Annotated in this window: 22 protein-coding genes; 13 read left to right on the top strand and 9 right to left on the bottom strand. The window is 69.0% G+C overall.

The annotated features are described in order from the left end of the window. Complete coding sequence (gene cysG / locus KF889_22765) at nt 1-1,326, bottom strand: siroheme synthase CysG (protein MBX3502273.1); 1,326 nt, start codon at nt 1,324-1,326, stop codon at nt 1-3. A 212-nt stretch (nt 1,327-1,538) separates the two neighbouring features. Here cysG and KF889_22760 point away from each other — a divergent pair, with 212 nt between their 5' ends. The 7 genes from KF889_22760 to KF889_22730 all read left to right on the top strand — a co-directional run bounded on the left by KF889_22760 (nt 1,539) and on the right by KF889_22730 (nt 11,798). Beyond that, nucleotides 1,539-2,147 carry an ANTAR domain-containing protein gene (locus KF889_22760; protein MBX3502272.1) on the top strand — a complete coding sequence of 203 codons (609 nt, stop codon included), beginning with the start codon at nt 1,539-1,541 and terminating at the stop codon, nt 2,145-2,147. 194 nt (nt 2,148-2,341) lie between these two features. Continuing rightward, nucleotides 2,342-3,625, top strand: a complete 1,284-nt coding sequence (locus KF889_22755) for an ABC transporter substrate-binding protein (GenBank protein ID MBX3502271.1) — start codon at nt 2,342-2,344, stop codon at nt 3,623-3,625. Beyond that, nucleotides 3,622-5,040, top strand: a complete 1,419-nt coding sequence (locus tag KF889_22750; GenBank protein ID MBX3502270.1) for an ABC transporter substrate-binding protein — start codon at nt 3,622-3,624, stop codon at nt 5,038-5,040. The genes KF889_22755 and KF889_22750 overlap by 4 nt, the downstream gene beginning before the upstream one ends. Nucleotides 5,041-5,083: 43 nt before the next feature. Further along, the gene (locus KF889_22745; GenBank protein MBX3502269.1) at nt 5,084-6,172 is read left to right on the top strand and encodes an ABC transporter permease; all 1,089 of its coding nucleotides are present in this window, start codon (nt 5,084-5,086) and stop codon (nt 6,170-6,172) included. 14 nt (nt 6,173-6,186) lie between these two features. Continuing rightward, nucleotides 6,187-7,881 carry an ABC transporter ATP-binding protein gene (locus KF889_22740; GenBank protein MBX3502268.1) on the top strand — a complete coding sequence of 565 codons (1,695 nt, stop codon included), beginning with the start codon at nt 6,187-6,189 and terminating at the stop codon, nt 7,879-7,881. A gap of 2 nt (nt 7,882-7,883) precedes the next feature. Continuing rightward, nucleotides 7,884-9,095: an NAD(P)/FAD-dependent oxidoreductase gene (locus KF889_22735; protein MBX3502267.1), complete on the top strand. Its 1,212-nt coding sequence runs from the start codon at nt 7,884-7,886 to the stop codon at nt 9,093-9,095. Nucleotides 9,096-9,122: 27 nt separating this feature from the next. Next, nucleotides 9,123-11,798, top strand: a complete 2,676-nt coding sequence (locus KF889_22730; protein MBX3502266.1) for a molybdopterin-dependent oxidoreductase — start codon at nt 9,123-9,125, stop codon at nt 11,796-11,798. 2 nt (nt 11,799-11,800) lie between these two features. Here the strand turns inward: KF889_22730 and KF889_22725 are convergent, their stop codons facing one another. From KF889_22725 to KF889_22715, 3 genes are all read right to left on the bottom strand, one after another. Continuing rightward, nucleotides 11,801-12,295 (bottom strand): pyridoxamine 5'-phosphate oxidase family protein, encoded by a 495-nt coding sequence (locus KF889_22725; protein MBX3502265.1) that lies wholly within the window; start codon nt 12,293-12,295, stop codon nt 11,801-11,803. 58 nt (nt 12,296-12,353) lie between these two features. After that, entirely contained in the window at nt 12,354-12,740 is a 387-nt protein-coding gene (locus tag KF889_22720) for a VOC family protein (GenBank protein MBX3502264.1), read from the bottom strand. A 101-nt stretch (nt 12,741-12,841) separates the two neighbouring features. Continuing rightward, a complete protein-coding gene (locus KF889_22715; GenBank protein MBX3502263.1) occupies nt 12,842-13,201 on the bottom strand; it encodes an MliC family protein in 360 nt (119 codons plus the stop codon). A gap of 160 nt (nt 13,202-13,361) precedes the next feature. Between KF889_22715 and KF889_22710 the strand changes: the two genes are divergently transcribed. Together KF889_22710 and KF889_22705 are read left to right on the top strand one after the other, a co-directional pair. Further along, a complete protein-coding gene (locus tag KF889_22710) occupies nt 13,362-14,177 on the top strand; it encodes an enoyl-CoA hydratase (GenBank protein MBX3502262.1) in 816 nt (271 codons plus the stop codon). Between the two features lie 47 nt (nt 14,178-14,224). Next, on the top strand, nt 14,225-15,064 hold the full coding sequence (locus KF889_22705; protein MBX3502261.1) for a sulfoxide reductase heme-binding subunit YedZ: 840 nt from the start codon (nt 14,225-14,227) through the stop codon (nt 15,062-15,064). On the opposite strand, the gene KF889_22700 is transcribed toward KF889_22705, so the two are convergent. The 4 genes from KF889_22700 to KF889_22685 are packed head-to-tail and all read right to left on the bottom strand — an operon-like array spanning nt 15,010 to nt 18,504. Next, complete coding sequence (locus tag KF889_22700; protein MBX3502260.1) at nt 15,010-15,399, bottom strand: hypothetical protein; 390 nt, start codon at nt 15,397-15,399, stop codon at nt 15,010-15,012. The genes KF889_22705 and KF889_22700 overlap by 55 nt on opposite strands. Continuing rightward, complete coding sequence (locus tag KF889_22695; GenBank protein ID MBX3502259.1) at nt 15,363-16,187, bottom strand: hypothetical protein; 825 nt, start codon at nt 16,185-16,187, stop codon at nt 15,363-15,365. Before KF889_22695 ends, KF889_22700 begins: the two co-directional genes overlap by 37 nt. Before the next feature lie 8 nt (nt 16,188-16,195). Further along, a complete protein-coding gene (locus KF889_22690) occupies nt 16,196-16,927 on the bottom strand; it encodes an SDR family NAD(P)-dependent oxidoreductase (GenBank protein ID MBX3502258.1) in 732 nt (243 codons plus the stop codon). After that, on the bottom strand, nt 16,924-18,504 hold the full coding sequence (locus KF889_22685; protein ID MBX3502257.1) for an ABC transporter substrate-binding protein: 1,581 nt from the start codon (nt 18,502-18,504) through the stop codon (nt 16,924-16,926). The genes KF889_22690 and KF889_22685 overlap by 4 nt, the downstream gene beginning before the upstream one ends. Before the next feature lie 210 nt (nt 18,505-18,714). On the opposite strand from KF889_22685, the gene KF889_22680 reads away from it, so the two are divergent. From KF889_22680 to KF889_22665, 4 genes are all read left to right on the top strand, one after another. Continuing rightward, nucleotides 18,715-19,326, top strand: a complete 612-nt coding sequence (locus tag KF889_22680; protein ID MBX3502256.1) for a pyridoxamine 5'-phosphate oxidase family protein — start codon at nt 18,715-18,717, stop codon at nt 19,324-19,326. A gap of 45 nt (nt 19,327-19,371) precedes the next feature. Further along, nucleotides 19,372-19,599 carry a type II toxin-antitoxin system prevent-host-death family antitoxin gene (locus tag KF889_22675; GenBank protein ID MBX3502255.1) on the top strand — a complete coding sequence of 76 codons (228 nt, stop codon included), beginning with the start codon at nt 19,372-19,374 and terminating at the stop codon, nt 19,597-19,599. A gap of 2 nt (nt 19,600-19,601) precedes the next feature. Beyond that, a complete protein-coding gene (locus KF889_22670) occupies nt 19,602-19,988 on the top strand; it encodes a type II toxin-antitoxin system VapC family toxin (GenBank protein MBX3502254.1) in 387 nt (128 codons plus the stop codon). Between the two features lie 160 nt (nt 19,989-20,148). Next, nucleotides 20,149-21,312, top strand: coding sequence for an aminotransferase class V-fold PLP-dependent enzyme (locus KF889_22665; protein MBX3502253.1), 1,164 nt, complete (start codon nt 20,149-20,151; stop codon nt 21,310-21,312). Between the two features lie 68 nt (nt 21,313-21,380). On the opposite strand, the gene KF889_22660 is transcribed toward KF889_22665, so the two are convergent. Beyond that, on the bottom strand, nt 21,381-22,055 hold the full coding sequence (locus KF889_22660; protein MBX3502252.1) for a cysteine hydrolase: 675 nt from the start codon (nt 22,053-22,055) through the stop codon (nt 21,381-21,383). Between the last annotated feature and the right edge of the window lie 33 nt (nt 22,056-22,088).

Below are 22,088 nucleotides of genomic sequence, written 5' to 3'. Positions count from 1 at the left end.
TCACTCCGCCGCCATCGCCCAGGCATCGGCCGGCATGCGTGCGGCGACGCCCACGGCGTCACCGATCAGCACCAGCGCCGGCCGCGAAACATCGAGCGATGCCGCAAGCCCCGGCAGGCTCGCCAGGGTTCCGGCGATCACACGCTGCGTCGGCCGCGTGCCGTCGATCACCACCGCCGCCGGCGTGCTGCCCGGCAGGCGATGGGCGATGAGCTGACGCGAGAGCTGCGGCAAGGAGACGAGACCCATGTATACCGCCAGCGTCTGGCGCGGTCGGGCGAGCACGTCCCAGTTCAGATCGAGGATGCCGTCCTTGAGATGGCCGGTGACGAACAGGCAGGTATGGGCGTGATCGCGGTGGGTCAGCGGGATGCCGGCATAGGCGGCGCAGCCGGTGGCCGCGGTGATGCCCGGCGTCACGTCGCAGGCGATGCCGGCCTCGAGCAGCGCCTCGATCTCCTCGCCGCCGCGGCCGAAGACGAACGGATCGCCACCCTTCAGCCGCACGACGCGCCTGCCGGCGCGGGCATGCTCGATCAGCAGGGTATTGATGTCGGGCTGCGGCACGCAGTGATGGGCGCGGCGCTTGCCGACATAGATGCGCTGGGCGTCGACCCGCGCGAAGGCCAGGATCTCCTCACCGACCAGCCGGTCATGCACGATCACGTCGGCCGACTGGATCAGGCGCAGAGCGCGCAAGGTCAGCAGCTCGGGATCGCCCGGTCCCGCGCCGACGAGGTGCACGACACCGCGCGGCTGAGCCTCGGCGCCGCTCAGCAGTGCCCGCGCACGCCGATCCGCCTCCGCGACATCGCCGTCCAGCGCCGCCTCGGCGACGGCGCCCTCGAAGAAGCGCTCCCAGAACCGCAGCCGCGACGCGGGAAGCGGCAACGCGGCCTTCACCCGCGCGCGCCATGACTCGGCGAGACGGGCGAGAGCGGCCATCTGCGCCGGCACGGCCCGTTCGATGCGCGCACGCAGCAGGCGCGCGAGCGTCGGCGCGGCACCCGCGGTGCCGATGGCGATGGTGATCGGATCACGATCGACGATCGCCGGCCAGGTCACCGTGCAGTAGCGCGGCCGATCGACCGCGTTGACGGGAACGCCGCGCGCCCTGCACAGCTCGAAGGCGCGCCGGGCAGCGTCCTCGTCGGCCCCCGCGACAACGACCAGTGCGACATCGTCCAGGTCATCGGCCGTCGCGCGGTGGACCACCCGCGCGCCGAGCGACTCCAGCACCGCCGCCTTGCGTAGCGCGGCCTCGCCGCCGCCGATCACGAGGCAGAGGCGGTCACGCAGATCGTGGAAGAGCGGCAACGCGCGCATGAACAGCCCGCCGATCACGACGATGCACGACAACTGTGCCGCAGGGACCGTGCGACATCGTTGCCGCCCCGGTGACCCAATATAAGCAACCGGCATGCCAGCCCTGCGATTCCAATGGGTTATGGCTTCGTCGATAGCCCCATCTGAGCGAAATTTGTGCAATGCAGCGCACAATGGTGCGGCGCGGCATGGCGATTGCTAAGGAAGCGGGCATGAAGGGCACCTGCGATGCACCGCTGCGCATCCTGCTCGTCGACGCGGACAGCGAACGCGCGGCGATGCTGGAGCGCACCCTGGCGGATGCCGGGCATCAGGTCGTGGCGCGCGTGCCGGGCGCCGACGACCTGCTCGAGCGCGTGCGCACCCATACGCCGGACATGATCATCGTCGACGTCACCTCGCCCAACCGCGACATGCTTGAGCAGATGCGCTCGGTGTCGCGCGAACGCGCCCAGCCGATCGTGATGTTCGTCGATGAGACCGACGAGACGCTGGCCGTCGAGGCCGTGCGCGCCGGCGTGACGTCCTACGTGGTCGACGGGCTGAGCCCGGCGCGCGTCAAACCGATCATGGACGTGGCGATCGCGCGCTTTCGCGCCGTGCAGGAACTGCGCGACGAGCTGGCGCGCACCAAGGCGACGCTGGTCGAGCGCCGCCAGATCGACCGCGCCAAGGGCATCCTGATGAGCCAGCGCGGCATCACCGAGGATGAGGCCTACAAGGCGCTGCGCAAGCTGGCGATGGACAAGGGCAAGCGGCTGGTCGAGATCGCCGAGCAGGTGATCTCGGTGAGCGAGCTGCTCGGCAGCGGCAAGAGCTGAGCTGGACGAAACTTCGGCAGCCGCGCGCGCTTTGGGCAGCACGCGTCGGCTCGTGCAAGGCCGACCCAGCGCAAACGCGGCGTTTCAGGCTTGGCACGCTCCTTGAATAGAGAGCGGCGTTGCCCAACGGCGGGCGACTCCCGTGACCGGGCCAATGGCGGCTCGACCTCCGACGATCTGGAGTCGTTCGCGCCGTGCGTTCCCTGGAAAAGACCGAGCTGGATCTTGGCTTCGTGGCGCTGGTCGACGGCGCGCCGCTGATCGTGGCGCGCGAGCGCGGCTTCTTCGCCGACGAGGGCCTGTCGGTGCGGCTCGTGCGCCAGGCGTCATGGGCGGCGGTGCGCGATCTCGTGGGGTCGGGCGTGCTCGATGGCGCACACATGCTGGCGGCCATGCCGCTGGCCAGCGCGCTGGGCCTGAGCGGGCGGCGCGTGCCGATGACCGTACCCATGTCGCTCAACGTCAACGGCAATGGCGTGACGCTGTCGACGGCCCTGGCCGAGGACGTCGAGGCCGCGCGCACGAGGGGCGGGAGCGGCCCGCTTGCCACGGCGCGCGCGCTGCGCGCGGCGCTGGCGAAGCGGCGCGCCGACGGCCTGCCGCCACCGACCTTCGGCGTCGTCTTCCCCTACTCCAGCCACAACTACATGCTGCGCTACTGGCTGGCCGCCGGTGGCATCGACCCCGATCGCGACGTGCGCCTGCTGGTCGTGCCGCCGCCGCAGATGATCACCTACCTCACGGCGCGGCGCATCGACGGCTATTGCGTCGGCGCGCCGTGGAACAGCCTCGCCGAGCGCCTGGGTGTCGGTCGCGTCGTGGTCAACGGCTACGACATCTGGAACAACGCCCCCGAGAAGGTCCTCGCCGTCACGACCGACTGGGCGGAGCGCCATCCCGTCGCGATGCGCGCGCTGCTGCGCGCCCTGATTCGCGCCGCGGCCTGGCTGCGCTCGCCGGCCAACCACGCGGAGGCGGCGTATTGGCTGTCCAATCCGGAGGCCGTCAACGCGCCCGCCGACGCGATCGAGGACGCGCTGGCCACCGGCGCCGACACCGACGGCATCGGACCGACCTTCGATCGCTACGCCGCCAGCCTCCCCTGGCGTTCGCACGCGCGCTGGACGCTGAGCCAGATGCGGCGCTGGGGCCAGATGGGCGACGATGTCGATATCGCGGCGATCGCCGACACGGTCTACCGCCCCGAACCGTTCCGCCTGGCCGCCTCGGATCTCGGCCAGCCTGTGCCGGCCGACGACTTCAAGCGCGAGGGCGTGCATGCGGCGCCGTGGAGCGCCGCCGCCGCCAAGGGTGGGGCCGTCACCCTGGGTGCCGACCTGTTCTGTGACGGTCGCCATTTTGATCCGATGCGTGTCGATGCGTATCTCGCCGGTTTCGACGCAGGTCGGCCGGCCACTGAAAGCCATCCGGGAAGAGACGCAGAACCATCAGCGGCCCGGGAGGCCAGATCGACATGACCAAGCGACACGTCACCGCCGGCAGCCTGTCGGGAACCACCCGCAGGCGCACGCTGCTCGGCGCCGCCGCCTCCGCCCTCACCATCGGCCAGGCCGCGAGCCGGCGCGCGCAGGCGGCGAAGCTCGAGAAGGACACGCTGAAGCTCGGCTTCATCAAGCTGACCGACATGGTCCCGTTGGCCATCGCCCAGGAGAAGGGGTTCTTCGAGGACGAGGGCCTGTTCGTCAGCCTGGAGCCGCAAGCCAACTGGAAGGTGCTCCTCGACCGCACGATCGACGGCGCGCTCGACGGTGCCCACATGCTCGCCGGCCAGCCGCTGGGTGCCACCATCGGCTTCGGTACCAAGGCGGATGTCATCACCGCGTTCAGCATGGACCTCAACGGCAACGCCACCACGGTGTCGAACGAGGTATGGGACATCATGAAGGCCGTCGTGCCCCGGCAGCCCGACGGCAAGCCGGTGCGGCCGATCAAGGCCGAGTATCTCAAGCCGGTGATCGAGGCGTTCCGCGCCAAGGGCCGCGCCTTCAAGATGGGCATGGTCTTTCCGGTGTCGACCCACAACTACGAGCTGCGCTACTGGCTGGCCTCGGGCGGCATCCATCCCGGCTATTATTCGAGCACCGACATCACCGGCAACATCATGGCCGACGCCCTGCTGTCGGTGACGCCGCCGCCGCAGATGCCGGCGACCCTGGAGGCCGGCACGATCAATGGCTACTGCGTCGGCGAGCCATGGAATCAGCAGGCGGTGTTCAAGGGCATCGGCGTGCCGGTGATCACCGACTACGAGATCTGGAAGAACAACCCCGAGAAGGTCTTCGGTGTCACCCGTGCCTGGGCCGAGAAGCACCCGAACACCCATCTCGCGGTGGTCAAGGCGCTGATTCGCGCCGGCATGTGGCTCGATGCCGACAATGACAAGAACCGGCCCGAAGCGGCCAGGATCATCTCGAAGGCCGAGTATGTCGGCGCCGACTACAACGTCATCGCCAACTCGATGACCGGCACGTTCGAGTACGAGAAGGGCGACAAGCGTCCGGTTCCCGACTTCAACGTCTTCTTCCGCTACTTCGCGACCTATCCCTACTACTCCGACGCAATCTGGTACCTGAGCCAGATGCGCCGCTGGGGCCAGATTACCGAGGGCAAGCCGGACTCCTGGTACCACGACGTCGCCAGGAAGGTGTACCGGCCGGACATCTATCTCGCGGCCGCCCGGCAGCTGGTCACCGAGGGCAAGGCGAAGGAAGCGGACTTCCCCTGGAAGACCGACGGCTACCGCGCGCCGACCTCGGACAACATCGACGGCGTCGCCTACGACGGCCGCACGCCCAACGCCTACATCGACTCGCTGAAGATCGGCCTCAAGGGCATGCAGCGCGTCGACGGCGCCAAGGTCGTCAGCAACTGACATTGCGGCACCAGACCGCATCAACCGAAAGCGAGACCCGGCGATGAGCGCAATGGCGGAACAGGCGATGGCGACACCATCGGCATCGGCGGCGATCCGGCGCGAGCGGCTGCACGCCCGGATCAGCAAGATCGCCGGCTATCTCGACCTGGTCGGGATCGGCTGGGTCTCGCCGATCCTGCGCATGGCCGCGGGCGACGACATCCGCGTGCAGAGCCGCCACCTCTGGCGGTTGCTGGGTGTCCCGCTGCTGGCCATCCTGCTCTTCCTCGGCGCCTGGCATCAGGTGGCGCCGACCGTGCGCACCAGCCTGGGCGCCGTGCCCGGTCCCGTCGAGGTCTGGGATCAGGCCGTCGGCCTGTACCTCGACCACAAGGCCGAGCGGCGCAAGGCGGACGATTTCCACGCCCGCCAGGAGAAGCGCAACGCCGAGCGCCTGGCGGCCAATCCCGCCGCCGAGATCAGGTGGCGCCCGTACACCGGCAAGCCGACCTACTTCGACCAGATCCTGACCAGCCTGAAGACCGTGTTCCTCGGCTTCCTGCTCGCCACGCTGATCGCCGTGCCGCTGGGAATCCTGTGCGGGCTGAGCTCCAGCGTCAACGCGGCGCTCAATCCGCTGATCCAGATATTCAAGCCGGTTTCGCCCCTGGCGTGGCTGCCGATCGTCACCATGGTGGTGAGCGCGGTCTATGTCAGCGACGATCCGATGTTCGAGAAGTCGTTCCTCAACTCGGCGATCACCGTGACCCTGTGCTCGCTGTGGCCGACGCTGATCAACACCGCCGTGGGCGTGGCGTCGATCGACCGCGACCTGGTGAATGTCGGCCGCGTGCTGCAGCTCAAATGGACGACCAAGGTGTTCCGGCTGGTGCTGCCGTCGTCGCTGCCCCTGATCTTCACCGGCCTGCGGCTGTCTCTGGGCGTCGGCTGGATGGTCCTGATTGCCGCCGAGATGCTGGCGCAGAACCCGGGCCTCGGGAAGTTCGTGTGGGACGAGTTCCAGAACGGCTCCTCGGCGTCCCTCGCCAAGATCATGGTGGCGGTGCTCACCATCGGCATCATCGGCTTCATGCTCGATCGCCTGATGCTCGCCATCCAGGCCGCGTTCACCCACTCCGCCCAGCGCTGATCCGGAGCACCGTCATGGCGTTTCTCGAGCTGCGCGGCGTGCGCAAGAGCTACGGCGAAGGCGATCGCCGCTCGGTCGTGCTGCACGACATCAACCTCGAGGTGCGCGAAGGCGAGTTCATCGCCATCGTCGGCTTCTCGGGCTCAGGCAAGACGACGCTGATCTCGTCCATCGCCGGGCTGACCCAGCCGGATTCCGGCGACATTCTGCTCAACGGCCAGCCGATCACCGGCCCGGGGCCCGATCGCGGCGTGGTCTTCCAGAACTACTCGCTGATGCCGTGGATGACGGTCTACGGCAATGTCGCCCTGGCCGTCGATGCGATATTCGCCGGCGAGTCGCGGCGCGCGCGCGACGCGCGCACGCGCCGCTACATCGACATGGTCGGTCTGGGGCACGCCATCGATCGTCGACCGGCCGAGCTGTCCGGCGGCATGCGTCAGCGCGTGGCGGTCGCCCGGGCGCTGGCCATGAACCCCGAGATCCTGCTGCTCGACGAGCCGCTGTCGGCGCTGGACGCGCTGACGCGCGCCAAGCTGCAGGACGAGCTCGAACGCATCTGGTCGCAGGCGCGCAAGACCGTGGTGATGATCACCAACGACGTCGACGAGGCCATCATCCTGGCCGATCGGATCATCCCGCTGACGCCGGGCCCGGACGCCACGCTGGGTCCGTCGTTCAAGGTCGACCTGCCGCGTCCGCGCGATCGCGCGGCGATGAACCACAATCCGACCTACAAGGCCCTGCGCGCCGAGGTAACGCGTTACCTGATGGACATCGGCACCGAGCGCCGCTCGCCCGCGGACGAGGGACGTCAGCCGCCGAAGGTCGTGCCGATCACGCAACTGCCGCCGCCAAAGGCCTACACCGACGCCGCGCGCGCCAAGATCGAGGAGCGCTACGTCGAGTTCAGCCAGGTGAGAAAGGCCTACCCGACGCCGAAGGGGCCGCTCGTGGTCGTCGACGGCTTCGACATGAAGATGCGCCGCGGCGAGTTCGTGTCGCTGATCGGCCATTCCGGCTGCGGCAAGTCCACGGTGCTGTCGATGGCGGCCGGCCTGAACGAGACGACGACCGGCGGCATCATCCTCGACGGCCGCGAGGTCGACGGCGCCGGCCCGGAGCGCGCCGTCGTGTTCCAGGCGCCGTCCCTCTTCCCCTGGCTGACGGCGATCGAGAACGTGGCGCTGGGCGTCGATCGGGTCTATCCGCAGGCCACTGTCGCCGAGCGACAGGAGGTCTGCGAGTACTATCTCGGCCGCGTCGGGCTCGCCGATTCCCGCGACAAGCTGGCGTCCGACCTGTCGAACGGCATGCGGCAACGGGTCGGCATCGCGCGCGCTTTCGCCCTGTCGCCCAAGCTCCTGCTGCTCGACGAGCCGTTCGGCATGCTCGACAGCCTCACGCGCTGGGAGCTGCAGGAGGTCCTGATGGACGTCTGGCGGCGCACGCAGGTCACCGCGATCTGCGTCACCCACGATGTCGACGAGGCGATCCTGATGGCCGACCGCGTGGTGATGATGACCAACGGGCCCAACGCCCGCATCGGCAAGATCATGGAGGTCGACCTGCCGCGACCGCGCACGCGCAAGGCGCTGCTCGAGCACGCCCGCTACTACGAGTATCGCGAGGAGCTGCTGACCTTCCTCGAGGAGCACGAGGCCGGCGGCAAGCCGCGCGACGCCGCGCCGCGCGAGAAGGCCGCCTGAGCATGCGCCAGCGCCTCGTCGTCGTCGGCAACGGCATGGCGGCGCACAGGCTGCTGGAGCGCCTGCATGCGCGCGCGCCGGATCGCTGGTCGATCACCGTGCTCGGCGCCGAGCCGCGAGCCAACTACAACCGCATCCTGCTCTCGGCGGTGCTGGCCGGCGACAAGAGTGCCGAGGCAATCATGGAAAGCGACGCAGCGTGGTTCGCCGAACGCGGCGTCGCGTTGTCCGCCGGTTGCCGGATCACACGCATCAATCGCGCACGTCGCGTCGTGATCGACGAATGCGGCGGCGAGACGCCCTATGACCGCCTCGTGCTGGCGACCGGCTCCGATCCCGTTCTGTTGCCCTTGCCCGGCGCGAACCTGCCGGAGGTCATGACCTTCCGCGACCTGGACGACGTCGACCGCCTGATCGCGGCGACGAGGACGGCGCGCTCCGCCGTCGTCATCGGCGGCGGGCTGCTGGGCCTCGAAGCGGCCTCGGGCCTGCAGCGACGCGGGCTCGAAGTCACGGTCGTGCACCTGATGGGCCACCTGATGGAGCGCCAGCTCGACGCCGACGCCGGCGCCTATCTGCGCCACGATCTCGAGCGTCGCGGCATCGCCTTCGCGCTGTCGGCCAGTACGGCCGCGATCGAAGGCGACGGCCATGTCAGCGGCGTGCGGTTGCAGGATGGCCGCGTCCTGCCGGCCGACCTCGTCGTCATGGCCGTCGGCATCCGGCCCAACACCGCCCTGGCGCTCGAGGCCGGCCTTGCCGTCGGTCGCGGCGTGATCGTCGACGACACGCTCGTCACCAGCGATCCCCACATCTTCGCACTGGGCGAATGCGCCGAGCATCGCGGCCTGACCTATGGTCTCGTCGCGCCGGCCTGGGAGCAGGCCGCGGTTCTCGCTGCACACCTTGCCGGCGAGCCCGCGCGCTATCCGGGCTCGATCGTCGGCACCAACCTGAAGGTCGCCGGCGTCTCGGTGTTCTCGGCCGGCATCATCGAGGCCGCGGCGGACGACGAGGACCTGCTCTGCGTCGATCCCTCGGGCGCGCTCTATCGCCGGGTCATCCTGCGCGACGGCAGGGTGGTCGGCGCGATCCTGGTCGGCGATGCGCGCGACGGCGGCTGGCTGTTCGACCTGATGCGCGAGGGACGGCCGGTCGGCGCGCTGCGCGAGGCTGTCGCGCTGGGCCGCGATCTCGCCCGCGCGGCGGCGTAAGCCATGGACATCGCGCCGCGTCCACGGATCGCCGAGACGATCCGCACCACCTGTCCCTATTGCGGCGTCGGCTGCGGCGTGTGGGCTACTCCCGACGGCAATGGCGGCGCGCGAATCGCCGGCGATCCCAAGCACCCCGCCAATCTCGGCCGCCTGTGCTCCAAGGGCTCGGCGTTGGGCGAGACGCTGGGGATGGAAGGCCGCCTGCTGGCGCCGGAGATCGACGGCCGCGCCGCCGGCTGGGACGAGGCGCTCGACCATGTCGCGCGGCGCTTCACCGCGCTGATCGAGCAGCATGGTCCCGACTCGATCGGCTTCTATGTTTCCGGCCAGCTGCTGACCGAGGACTACTACGTCGCCAACAAGCTGCTGAAGGGCTTCATCGGCTCGCGCCACCTGGATACGAACTCACGCCTGTGCATGGCCTCGTCGGTCGCCGGCCATCGTCGCGCCTTCGGCGCCGACACCGTGCCGGGCACCTACGAGGATCTCGATCAGGCCGACCTCGTGGTGCTGACCGGCTCCAACCTCGCCTGGTGCCACCCGATCCTGTTCCAGCGCATCGTCGCGGCACGCGAGAAGCGGCCCGAGCTCAAGGTCGTGGTGATCGATCCGCGGCGCACCGCCACCTGCGACATCGCCGATCTGCATCTGCCACTGGCCGCCGGCTCCGATGTCGCGCTGTTCAACGGCCTGCTTCTGGCGCTCGAGTCCTCGGGCGCGCGCGCCGACAACTGGACCGCCGCCCATACCAGCGGACTCGATGCCGCGCTCGATGCCGCGCGCGCCGGCACGCCGGACATCGACGCTGTCGCCAGGATCACCGCGCTGCCTGTCAGGCAGTTGCGGGCCTTCTACGACCTGGTCGCGCGCACCGAGCGCACGGTCACCGTCTACTCGCAGGGCGTCAACCAGTCGTCGTCGGGCAGCGACAAGGTCAACGCCATCATCAACAGCCACCTGCTGACCGGACGCATCGGCCGGCCGGGCATGGGACCGTTCTCGGTCACCGGCCAGCCCAACGCCATGGGCGGCCGCGAGGTCGGCGCGCTCGCCAACCAGCTCGCCGCCCACATGGGCTACGACGATCCGGCCGACATCGATCGCGTGCGCCGCTTCTGGAAGGCGCCGCGCACCGCCACGTCGGCCGGGTACAAGGCGGTGGAGTTCTTCCGCGCTGTCGAGGCCGGCGAGATCAAGGCGGTCTGGGTGATGGCCACCAACCCGGCCGTCAGCCTGCCCGACGCGGCGCAGGTCGTGCGCGCGCTTCAGGCGGCCGAGCTGGTCGTGGTCAGCGAGTTCGTGCGCGACACCGACACGGCGCGCCACGCCCATGTGCGGCTGCCGGTGATGGCCTGGGGCGAGAAGAGCGGCACGGTCACCAATTCCGAACGGCGCATCTCGCGCCAGCGCGGCTTCCTGCCGGCGCCGGGCCTGGCGAAGCCGGATTGGTGGGTGGTGAGCGAGGTCGGCAGGCGCATGGGCTTCGCCAAGGCCTTCGACTACGCCGGCCCGGCCGACATCTTCCGCGAGCACGCTGCGCTGTCGGCCTTCGAGAATGATGGCCGGCGCGACTTCGACATCGGCGCCATGGCAGACATCGGCGACGCCGGCTACGAGGCGATGACGCCGTTCCACTGGCCGTGGCGCTCGGGCGAGGCCGAGCCGACGCGACGGCTGTTCGCCGAGGGCGGCTTCTTCACCCCCGACCGGCGCGCCCGCGTGGTGCCCCTGACGCCGCGCGCGCCGCGCAATGCGCCCGATGCCGACTATCCGCTGTCGCTGAACACCGGCCGCTATCGCGACCAGTGGCACACGATGACCCGCACCGGTCGCGCGCCGCGCCTGTCGAACCACCTGCCCGAGCCGCTTCTTGCGCTCAACCCCGCCGATGCCCAACGGCTGGGCGTTCGCGATGGCGCGCTGGCGCGCATCGAGAGCCGCTGGGGCGCCGCGACGCTGCGCGCGCGGATCACGACGGACCAGCTGACCGGCACCTGCTTCGCACCCATGCACTGGACCGCCGTGCTCTCGGGCACGGCGCGCGTCAACGAGGCGGTCAACCCCGAGACCGATCCGCTGTCCGGCCAACCCGAGCTGAAGGCAACGCCGGTACGGGTCTCGCCCGTCGCCACCGGCTGGGAGGGTTTCGTGCTCTCGCGCCGGGCGCTGGAGCTTGGTGGGTTCGACTATTGGGTGGCAGTGCGCGGCGAGGATCACTGGCGCTACGAACTGGCCGGAGCCGAGCCGCCGCAGCAGGCCTGGGCCCGGCTGAGCGCGCTCGGCGTCGCGACCGCCTCGGGCGCGGAATGGCTGCAGTATCGCGATCCCGGCATCGGCCGCTTCCGCGCCGCCGCCATCGCCTTTGGCCGCGTCGAGTTCGCCGCCTTCGTGGCGCGTGACGCCGAGGGATTGCCGCCGCGCGAGTGGCTCGGCGCGCTGTGCGGACGCCGCACGATCACGCCAGAAGAGCGCCGCTCGCTGCTGGGCGGACGCGCGCCCGGCCAGGCGGTCGATCAGGGGCCGCTGGTCTGCAGCTGCCATGCCGTCGGCCGCACCGCGATCGAGGCGGCGATCGCCGATGGCTGCGGCACGACCGCGGCGATCGGCGAGCGCACGAAGGCCGGCACCAATTGCGGCTCGTGCCTGCCCGAATTGCGTGCACTGCTGGCGGCGATGCGCCCCCGGCTCGCGGCCGAATAGCCCTACAGCCGCACCTTGCCGTGGGTGCCCGGCCGTTCTTCGGGGATGGTACGGGTGGCGATCGCCTTGGCCGCGTCGAAGACAAAGCGCACGCTTTCCAGACCGCCGCGATCCCAGTACTCGCCGCGCGCCGGCGCCACGCGGATCAGGCACAGGCGCCAGTCCTGCCTGCCCTCCGGGAACCACAGACGCCAGGATTCCCGCCAGTACTTGTCGACCAGCGCCTGGTCGACGATGACGTCGGCCGGGCCTTCGACGATGGCGAAGCGGTGGCCGCTCTGGAAGGTCACGACAACGTCGTCGTCGCGGCCGATCTCGCCCACCTTGGGTGAGCCGAGATCGCTGACGAAGTAGATGTCGCCGTTGTCCTCGACGGCCACAACCGCCATCGGCCGGCCATGCCGTCCGCCCGCGGGATCGCGCGTCAACAGGATCGCGGCGTCGAAGCGCTTGATGATCTCGATCAGATGCCGACGGTCGGAATGGGCGCTGGCCATCGGATCCACCTTCGCTTGAAGCATGGATCCACAACGTGAGCGGCGCGCACGACGTTCCTCAGGCGCTGCCGCTGCCGTAGGGACGCGTCAGGACCTCGAGCAGGTGGCCGTCGGGGCTCTCGAAATACATGCCGCGGCCGCCATCGTGGCGGTTGATCTCGCCTTCCTTCTTGCGGCCGGGATCGGCCCAGTATTTCAGCGAACGGTCCTTGATGCGCTGAAAGACGCCGTCGAACTCCGCCTCGCTGATCAGGAAGGCGTAGTGCTGCAGCACGAGGTTGTCGGGATCGGTATGGAAATCGAGCGACACGCCGTTGCTGAGCTCGACGACGTCGAAAATGCTGAACTGCGTCGCCGGCGGCAGGCCGAGGATATCCGTGAGAAAGGCGGCCGCCTTCTTCTGGTCGCGGCTCCAGACGATGGTGTGGTTGAGTTGAACGCTCATGCCGTCCTCCATTGCCCGGCATATGAGGCGGGCGACGGGGCGGCGCAAGGCACTTGCCGGTGACCGCCGCCCCGAAATCGGAACGGCGGCGGCGATATGGATCAGGCCGCGGCGGGGCGGCAGCGGGTCGGGGCGCCGGCGCGGCCGGCCCCGTACATCACCTCGCCAGCGCCTTCGAAGCTGCGCAGCGAGTGCGTGTCGGTGGCGTAGGAGAAGCCCGTGGTCGACGGCACCTGCGAGAGGGTCGTCGACGGACCGTCGGCCACCGTCTGCACCGAGGCGGTCTGCGCGCGCCCGTCAAAGGTGACGATGATGTTCACGCCGTTGGCGCAGGCGTAGTTCTGGCGGCGCAACTCCGGATCGCCGCCCAGCGGTGTGCCGGCCTGCTTGGTGGTGGTGGCGGTGCAGGCGCCCAGCGCCAGCGCACCCAGGGCCAGCCCCAGCAACATACCAGTCTTCATCGCAAACCCCCTCCTCTGCGGCTCGGCCGTCTCGCGCGGTCGGACCGTCACCCCTCCACCATGCCATGAGCGACGGCGCCGCCGCTAGCCCCGATGGGGTCTTGCCGATGGCCCCGCCGGCATGCCGATATGCCCCTGCCAGCGCGCGGAGGAAGACCAAATGGAACGGCAGATCGACACCGGCACCGGCCAGTTGCTGGCGGTGCTGCGCGAAGGCGTGCTGGTGGTCACCCTGAATCGGCCCGAGGCGCGCAATACGCTGTCGGTCGAGCTCAGCACCGCGCTACGCGCCATGATCAAGTTGGCCGGCGAAGACCCCGCGATTCGTGCGGTCATGCTGACCGGAGCCGGCAACGCCTTCTGCGCCGGCGGCGACGTCAAGGGCATGGGCGAGAACCGCAGGACGACCATGACGCCCGAGGAGCGGCTGGCCGACCTGAAGTTCCGCCAGATGGCCTCGACCGGCGCCATCCTGGCGCTGCGCAAGCCGACCATTGCCGCGCTGCCCGGCCCGGCGGTCGGCGCCGGCCTGGCGCTGGCGCTGAGCTGCGACATCCGCATCGCCGCCGCCTCGGCCTTCATCAGCACCGGCTATTCGCGCGTGGCGCTGAGCGGCGACTACGGCATCGCCTGGCTGCTGACGCGGCTGGTCGGCACCGGCCGGGCGCGCGAGCTGATGTTCACCAATGCCCGCGTCGATGCCGCGAGCGCCGAGCGGATCGGCCTGGTCAACCGCGTCGTGGCCGACGCCGAACTGCGCGACAGCGCCTTGGCCATGGCGCGCGAGCTGGCCGCCGGCCCGGCGATCGCGCTTGGCCTGATGAAGGACAATCTCGACCTCGCGCCGCTGGTCGACTACCGCACGGCGGCCGATCAGGAGGCCGAGCGGATGGTGAGAGGCCAGCAGACCGAGGACCACAAGGAGGCTGTGCGTGCCTTCATCGCCAAGCGGGCGCCGCTCTTCACCGGCACCTGACGCCGGTGTGAGCGCATGCGAGCCCACGACGGGTTAGGCTTGGGCCCGTGTCGTCCGCCCGCCGCCTGTCCCTGATCAAGCTCGCCGTCCTCATCTTGTCGCTGTTGCCGGCGGTCGAGCTGGTGCTGCGCTGGCAGACCGGCCGCCTGGGCGCCCGGCCGACCACCGCGGCGTTGTTGTGGACCGGCGACTGGGCGGTCGCCTTCCTGCTGATCACCCTGGCGATCACGCCGGCGCGCGCGCTCTTCGACTGGCCACCGCTCGTCACCCTGCGCCGTCGCCTCGGCCTGGCCGCCGCCGGCTATGCCCTCCTGCACTTCACGCTCTACGTCTTCGACCAGAAATGGAACCTGGTCGAGGTCGCGCTGGAGATCGTGAAGCGCTTCTATCTCACCATCGGCTTCGTCGCGGTGCTGATCTTCATCGCGCTGTCGATCACCTCGACCGATGGCTGGCAGCGCCGGCTGCGGCGCAGCTGGAAGCGCCTGCACTATCTCGTCTATCCGCTGGCGGTGCTGGCGCTGGTCCATTTCTTTCTGCAGTCCAAGGCGAACGTCTCGGATGCGGTGGTGGCCTCGGGCCTGTTCCTCTGGCTGATGCTGTGGCGCGCCCTGCCGCGCGACATCAGGAACAGGCCGCTGACGCTCGCCGGCCTTTCCATCGCCGCACCGATCCTCACCGTGATCGTCGAGGCTCTGTGGTATTGGGGCAGCAAGAACGTGCCGCCGATGCGCATCGTCGAGGCCAGCCTCGATCCACTGCTACTCCCGCGCCCGGCGCACATCGTGCTGCTGGCCGGCGCTGGCGTGGCCATCTGCGTTTTCGTATCAGATCAGTGGCGCAGATGGGCGATGCCCAGGCGTTCCCACATCCATGTGAAGTCGTAGCGGTACCCGGGTTCTCCGGGCCTGACCTTCGACGTCTGATTCTCCAGGTACTTCAGCCAGTCAGCGGCCTTCGCGCGACCTTCGTCGGTGCCCACGGCGGCACGAGGAGCCAAGCCGCCGAGAAACGGCACAGGCTCGTCGAGCACAGCGGTATAGTGGCGATCGAACATTTTTCGAGTCATCTCTTGTTGTTCTGCCGCTGACATATCGGGGGGCGGATCGCTCCCGGTCGGCAACGCTAACGTTGCCTCGTCGGTCGACTGGACTTCCGAGAACGGCGCTCCGACAAGCCCGGCGATCACCGGCTCGATGAGCGTACGCCCATCCACTTCCACACATCGGTTCCAGCCGAAGGCAAGGAGTCCTCGCGTCCAAGCGCAGCGATGAGGTCCTCTCTGGGCACGTCGGTGCGCAGCGGATAGAGCGTCGTGCTCGGCGCCAGTTCATCGCCGTCGGTGTTGGTCAGCGCGGGGAGCCTGCCGGTCAGAGGAGGAATGGACGCCAGCAGCCACGCCTCTGTGAAGGCCGGCGCGGCCTTGGCGAGTATCGTCGTCCACTCCTGCGCAGTCGCATCCGCAGCGACGCTGCGCAATGGCACGATCAGCGTCTCGGCTGCGTCGTAGGTGAACAGCAGCGTGCCCCCGCTCATCTCGAAGGCGTCGCCTCTTGGCATGATACGGGTCGCCAGGCGGTCCCACGGCCGCACCGAGCGTGAGCCGCTGCGCTCCAGGACGCGGATCGGTTCGCCGCCGCGAATCAGATCGCGCGCGAGAAACGATTCACCCGGCACCAGCTCACTGACCTCGTAGATGCTGACCACCGAGTCGCGCAGCGCCGCGATATAGGCCCTGGTTCGGGCGGTTTCCTTCCAGCTGCGACGCTTGAGGTAGTCATTGGCGAGATTTCGCCCATCCTCCAGCGTGCGGGTCAGCAGATCTTCGAAGACCCAACCCGAGATCTGCGAGAAGTGATTCGGGCCCAGGATATCCGCGATGTCCTCGACATCGAGCTCCAGTGCCCGTGCCGCCGAGCTCGTATGCTGATGATAAAGGACTTCGAACTGCATCGCCCAGTCATCGCGATTCAGCCAGCGCAACGCTCCATCGAGAATGTACTTCGCCATCGTGCCGCTCAGTTGAAGTGCAGGCCGCCGTTGGTCTGTACGGTCTGGCCGGTCATGTAGGCGTTGCCGATCACCATGAGCGCGGCCTGCGCCACTTCCTCCGACGTGCCCAGACGGCCCACGGGAATGCGCGCCATGGCGTCGGCGCGGCGCGCGCCGATCATGTCGGTGTCGATCAGCGAGGGCGCCACGTTGTTGACGGTGATGCCCTCCTTCGCCAGCCGCGCGGCGTAGCCCCGCGTCAGGCCTTCCATGCCGGCCTTCGAGGCGTTGTAGTGCGCGCCGACCATGCCGGCGCCACGCGCCGCGCCCGAGCTGATGTTGACGATGCGACCCCAGCGCCGCGCACGCATGCCCGGCAGGACCGCCTGCGTGCAGAGGAACGCCGATTTCAGGTTGACCGCGATGGTGCGGTCGAAATCGGCCTCGGTGAGATCGTCGAGGCCGCGCATGATGCCGATGCCGGCGTTGTTCACCAGCACGTCGATCGGGCCGAGCGCGGCCTCGACCTCGCGCACCATCCTGGTCACGGAGCGCGAGTCCGAGACATCGGCCTTCACCGCCAGCGCGGCGTGGCCGGCCTGGCGGATGGCGCCGACGACGGTCTCCGCGTCGGCCGCCCGCTCGACATAATTCACCGCGACCGCCGCGCCCGCATCGCCCAGCGCCAGCGCGATCGCCCGGCCGATGCCGCGCGAGGCGCCCGTGACGAGCGCCACGCGATCGGCGAGATCGGTCACTTCTTCTCCAGGTTCCAGAAGGCGAAGGACGGCGCCTTCACCAGGCCGGAGAGGCTCTTGCGGATCGCCGTCGGCGTGGTGAACTGGCCCAGCGGCACGTGCGTCGGATACTCCAGCACGCGCAGCTGCACCTGCTCGGCGATCGCCTTCTGCTTGGCCGCGTCGGTCTCCTTGGAATAGGCGTCGCGCAGCTTCTCCAGCTCGGGGTCGCACGGCCAGCCGAAGGTCGCCTTCTCGCAGCCGGCGTTGAGAAACGCCGCGCTCACCGGGTTGATCACGTCGACCGAGCCCCACGACGTGAAGAAGGCGCCCCAGCCGCCCTTGTCCGGCGCGTCCTTCTTGGCGCGCCGCGACACCAGGGTCTGCCAGTCCATCGGCTGCAGGTCGATCTTGAAGCCGGCGCGCTCGAGCTGCGCCTTGCCGACGGTGGCGAGGTTGTTGTGTCCCGCGGTGTCGGTCTGGTGCAGGAAGACGATCGGCGTGCCGTCATACTTGGCCTCGGCCAGCATCGCCTTGGCCTTGGCGATGTCGCCGTTGATCACGCCGTCCCAGCCCTTGATCGATTCCAGCGGCGTGCCGCAGGGGAACAGGGACTTGCACTCCTTGAACCACTTGGGATCACCGACATTGGCCTCGAGGAACTCGCGCTGGCTCAGCGCCACCATCGCGGCGGCGCGGATCTTGGGATTGTCGAACGGCTTGTGCAGCGTGTTGAAGCGCATCGCGTACTGGCGGCCCGCCGTGTTGGTCACCGTCAGCTCGATGTTGCTGTCCTTGGCCAGCAGCGGCAGCAGGTCGGCCGGAACGATCTCGATCAGGTCGATCTCGCCGTTCAGCAGGGCGTTGACCTGGGTCTGCAGGTCGGGGATCGCCAGCCACTCGACACGATCGACCTTGGCGACCTTGCCGCCGGCCAGGCCCGAGGCGGGCTCGGCGCGCGGCACGTATTTGGGATTCTTGACGTAGACCGCCTTCTCGCCCGCCTTCCACTGGTCCTTGACGAAGATGAAGGGGCCGGAGCCGGTGGTGTCGGTGATCTGCTGCTGCGGATCGGTGTCGGCGACGCGCTTGGGCATGATGAAGGGCGCGTTGGAGCCCGACTTGGCGAGGCTCTGCAGCACCAGGCCGTAGGGCTCCTTCATCTTCAGGCGGAAGGTCTTGGGATCGACCGCCTCCATCGCGGCCACGAAGGACAGCAGCTTCTGGCCCACCGAGTCGCGCGCGCCCCAGCGCTTGAGCGAGGCGATGACGTCGTCGGACGTCACCGGCGCGCCGTCGTGGAAGGCGAGGCCATCGCGCAGGGTGAAGGTCCACGTCACGCGATCGTCGCTCAGCGTGTACTTGTCGACCATCTGCGGCTTGACGGTGAGGGCGCCGTCGAGCGCGAACAGCGTGTCGTAGATCATGTAGCCGTGATGGGTCGAGATCAGCGCCGTCGTCCAGACCGGATCGATGATCTTAAGGTCCGAATGCATCGCCGCGCGCAGGGTGACCTGCGCCGAGGCCGGCGAGAAGGCGGGCAGCGCCGCCGCCGTCGACAGCACGGCCGCGCCGAGCGCCAGACGGGCGCTTCGCATCAGGTTGGACATTCTGGGTCTCCCGGGAAAGGCAACTGGGCGGACGCTACGCCGCTCTCCCCCGGCCTTGCAAGACACGGGCCCGCGACATGGGCCTTCGATGTCGCCATTGTCCCCGACAGCCTGCGCACCTGCGCGATACGCCGCGCCGCATGACGCGGCCGGGTCAATGCCTGTATGAAGCGCTGCCAGCACGCCGAAGAGGTTGCCGTGTCCATCATATCCAGCATCGAACAGCTCGAAGCCCTCTACGGCCTGCCCGGCGAGACCTCCACGGTGAAGGAGGTCGACCGGATCACGCCGCAGTACCGCGCCTATATCGAAGCCTCGCCGTTCCTGGCGCTGGCGACCGCGGGCCCGGAAGGCCTGGACTGCTCGCCGCGCGGCGACCTCGCCGGCTTCGTGCGCATCCACGACGAGCGCACCCTGATGCTGCCCGACCGCAGGGGCAACAACCGCGTCGACTCCCTGCGCAACATCGTGCGCGACCCGCGCGTCGCGCTGCTGTTCCTGATCCCCGGCATCGGCAACACCCTGCGCGTCAACGGTCGCGCGCGGCTCAGCATCGCGCCGGCGCTGCTCGAGTCCTTCGCCGTCGAGGGCAAGCCGCCGCGCTCGGTGACGGTGCTGACGGTCGACGCGATCTACTTCCAGTGCGCCCGCGCCCTGGTGCGCTCCGAGCTGTGGAACCCCGCGCGCCACCGCTCGGCCCGCGAGTTGCCCAGCGCCGGCGACATCCTCGCCTCGCTCAGCAAGGGCCGGGTAGGCGGAGAAGTTTATGACAGGGAATGGCCCGGTCGCGCGGCGAAGACGATGTGGTGAAGCGGCAATCTTGGTTTAGCTAAGCAGATTAGCTAACATCTCAGCATGCCCACCTACACGATCCACGCCGCCAAGACCAACCTCTCGAAGCTCGTCGCCCGCGCCGAGGCCGGCGAGGAGATCGTGCTGGCGCGCGGCAAGGAGCCGGTGGCGAAGATCGTGCCGCTGCCGCCCAAGCCAAAGCGCGTGTTCGGGCGTCTCAAGGGCAAGGGCCGCGTCGGGCCGGAGTTCTTCGAGCCGTTGCCCGAGGAAGAGCTGAAGCTCTGGGAGTGAGCGTGCGGCTGCTCCTCGATACGCACACCTTCCTGTGGTGGGTCTTCGCCGACAGCAAGCTGTCGCGGCGCGCGCGCGAGGCGATCCTCGATGAGCAGAACGAGGCGATCATCAGCGCCGTGACGGCCTGGGAGATCGCCACCAGGTATCGCATCGGCAAGCTGCCGGAGGCGTCCGTGGTCGCGAACGACATCGTCGGAGCTATTGCCGGCGAAGGATTCACCGAGCTGGCCCTCTCGGTGGCGCACGCTCAGCGCGCCGGCAGCATGGGCGGCAAGCACCAGGATCCGTTCGACCGGATGCTGGCCGCCCAGGCGCTGCTCGAGAACCTTGTACTGGTGTCGAACGATCGCGCGTTCGAACAGTACGCCATCGAGCGCCTGTGGTAGCTGATGATCGACTCGGCACCTATGACGCGGACGTCCGGATCTTCGCCTTCGACCAGCCCTGCAAGCCGCCGGACTGACGACATTGTCTGCCGACAAGAGCGGGGCTGAACTGCGGCGCGCGATGGCCTAGGCTGCGGGCCTCATTCGTCGGAGCCCGCCCATGCTGCCCTCGCAACGCGCGCTGTTCGATCTGCCGCGCGACGTCTGCTACCTCAACGCTGCCGCCTGGAGCCCGCTGCCGCTGGCCTCGCAGGAGGCCGGCCGCGTCGGCGTCGGCCGCAAGGGCCGGCCGTGGGAGCTCGATCCGGCCTTCGCCAACGCCATGCACGAGCGCGCGCGCAAGGCGGCGGCGGCGCTGATCGGCGCCGATGCCGCCGACATCGCGCTGGTCTCGTCGGTCGGCTACGGCGTGGCGATCGCCGGCAAGGTGCTGAGCATCGCGCGCGGATCGCGCGTGCTGACCTTGAAGGATGACCACACCTCGCCGGTGCTGGAGTGGATGAGCCGCGCCGAGGCCGGCGGTTTCCGCGTCGAGCCGGTGGCGCATGGCGGCGACGGCGACTGGACCTCGGCGGTGCTGGCGGCGATCGAGCGGTCGGGCGCCGAGCCGGTGGCGCTGGCCTCGATCTCCTCGGTGCACTGGTCCGACGGCGGCGCGCTCGACATGCCGCGCATCGCCGCCGCGCTGCGCAAGGCGGGCGCGATGCTGCTGGTCGACGCCACGCATGACGCCGGCGTGCGCCGCATCGACGTCAAGACGCTCGATCCCGACATCCTGATCTTCCCGACCTACAAATGGGTGCTCGGGCCGTACGGCCGCGCCTTCGCCTATGTGGCGAAGCGCCACCAGGGCGGCATCCCGGTCGAGCAGACCGCCTTCGGCCGCAAGCGCGTGGTGGCCGAGGATCCGGTGTATTTCACCGATCCCTCCTACGTCGACAGCGCCAAGCGCTTCGACATGGGCGAGCGCGATCACTTCATCTCGATGGAGATGGCGGCGATCGGCATGGAGATGATGGCCGCCTGGGGCAACGAGCCGATCGTCGAGCGCCTGTCGATGCTGACCAGGCGACTGGCCGCCGGCCTCGCCGGCGATCGCACCAACGCCGGCGCCACCGTGCTGGACGAGAAATTGCGCGCGCCGCACGTGCTCTGCCTCGGCTTCCCGCAGGGCATGCCGGCGGACCTGCCGAAGAAGCTGGCGGCGCAGAAGGTCTACGCCGCGCCGCGCCTGGGCCGCCTGCGCATCAGCCCGCATGTCTACAACGACGAGGAGGACGTCGACCGCTTCGTCGCGGCGTTCAGGACGGCGACGGTAGCGTAACCCGGGTCCAACCTGTCATCCCGCGTACGACGAGGCTCTCGATCTCGCATCGAGGGCCGCCTTGCGATTCAAGAAGGCTCGCTCGAAGCCAGCAGCCGGAGGGCGGCGACGACATCGTCCGTCCTGGCGACGGTGCCGAAGATGCCGTCCTCGACCGTCACCATGTGAATGGCGGCCTCGTGGGCGTAGGCGTCGCCGCTGGCGCAGGCGTCCTCGACAAGACAACACTGGAAATTGCGGTCATGCGCTTCGCGGAGCGTCGTGTGCACGCAGACATCCGTGGTGCATCCGGTGAAAAAGAGATGCGTTACGCCTTTGGCCCGCAGAACGTGCTCAAGGTCGGTGTGCGTGAAGGCTCCGTTCGCCGTCTTGTCGATGACGACGTCGGTGTCGGCGCGGCTGAGCTCGGGCACAATCTCGTAGCCTGGAGACGAGCGCAGCAGGATGTCGGTGCCTTCAAGACCGGCGCGCCGACGCCGCCAGCGCTCGTAGGGCGTCATGTCGGCGAGATCGGCCCGGTAACCCTGACGCGTGTGAACGATGAGGAGGCCGGCCGCCCGCGCGGCCTCGATCAGCCGATTGACCGCCGGCAGGATGGCGCGCAGCGGAGCCGGATCGTAGCCCTTGCGGGCGAAGTAGCCGTCCGGCGAGAGGAAGTCGCGCTGCAGGTCGATGACGAGCAGAGCCGTTGCCGCAGCAATCAACCTGCCGTCATAGGGGTAAGGGAATGGCCGTGCCGGAATCGAGATGCTGCCCAATGGCCGAGCGCTCCGACG

The organism is Alphaproteobacteria bacterium, assembly GCA_019635875.1.
Classification (GTDB): Bacteria; Pseudomonadota; Alphaproteobacteria; order Reyranellales; family Reyranellaceae; genus JAFAZJ01.
Note: the sequence above shows the minus strand (reverse complement) of the source record. Positions and strands in the feature narration are given on the sequence as shown.

Bases quoted from the DNA above. Each gene is read 5' to 3' on its own strand.
- KF889_22740 (MBX3502268.1), top strand. From the start codon at position 6,187: ATGGCGTTTCTCGAGCTGCGCGGCGTGCGCAAGAGCTACGGCGAAGGC.
- KF889_22760 (MBX3502272.1), top strand. From the start codon at position 1,539: ATGAAGGGCACCTGCGATGCACCGCTGCGCATCCTGCTCGTCGACGCG.
- KF889_22720 (MBX3502264.1), bottom strand. From the start codon at position 12,740: ATGAGCGTTCAACTCAACCACACCATCGTCTGGAGCCGCGACCAGAAG.
- KF889_22675 (MBX3502255.1), top strand. From the start codon at position 19,372: ATGCCCACCTACACGATCCACGCCGCCAAGACCAACCTCTCGAAGCTC.
- KF889_22715 (MBX3502263.1), bottom strand. From the start codon at position 13,201: ATGAAGACTGGTATGTTGCTGGGGCTGGCCCTGGGTGCGCTGGCGCTG.
- KF889_22735 (MBX3502267.1), top strand. From the start codon at position 7,884: ATGCGCCAGCGCCTCGTCGTCGTCGGCAACGGCATGGCGGCGCACAGG.
- cysG (MBX3502273.1), bottom strand. From the start codon at position 1,326: ATGCGCGCGTTGCCGCTCTTCCACGATCTGCGTGACCGCCTCTGCCTC.
- KF889_22725 (MBX3502265.1), bottom strand. From the start codon at position 12,295: ATGGCCAGCGCCCATTCCGACCGTCGGCATCTGATCGAGATCATCAAG.
- KF889_22665 (MBX3502253.1), top strand. From the start codon at position 20,149: ATGCTGCCCTCGCAACGCGCGCTGTTCGATCTGCCGCGCGACGTCTGC.
- KF889_22750 (MBX3502270.1), top strand. From the start codon at position 3,622: ATGACCAAGCGACACGTCACCGCCGGCAGCCTGTCGGGAACCACCCGC.
- KF889_22685 (MBX3502257.1), bottom strand. From the start codon at position 18,504: ATGCGAAGCGCCCGTCTGGCGCTCGGCGCGGCCGTGCTGTCGACGGCG.
- KF889_22745 (MBX3502269.1), top strand. From the start codon at position 5,084: ATGAGCGCAATGGCGGAACAGGCGATGGCGACACCATCGGCATCGGCG.
- KF889_22710 (MBX3502262.1), top strand. From the start codon at position 13,362: ATGGAACGGCAGATCGACACCGGCACCGGCCAGTTGCTGGCGGTGCTG.
- KF889_22695 (MBX3502259.1), bottom strand. From the start codon at position 16,187: ATGGCGAAGTACATTCTCGATGGAGCGTTGCGCTGGCTGAATCGCGAT.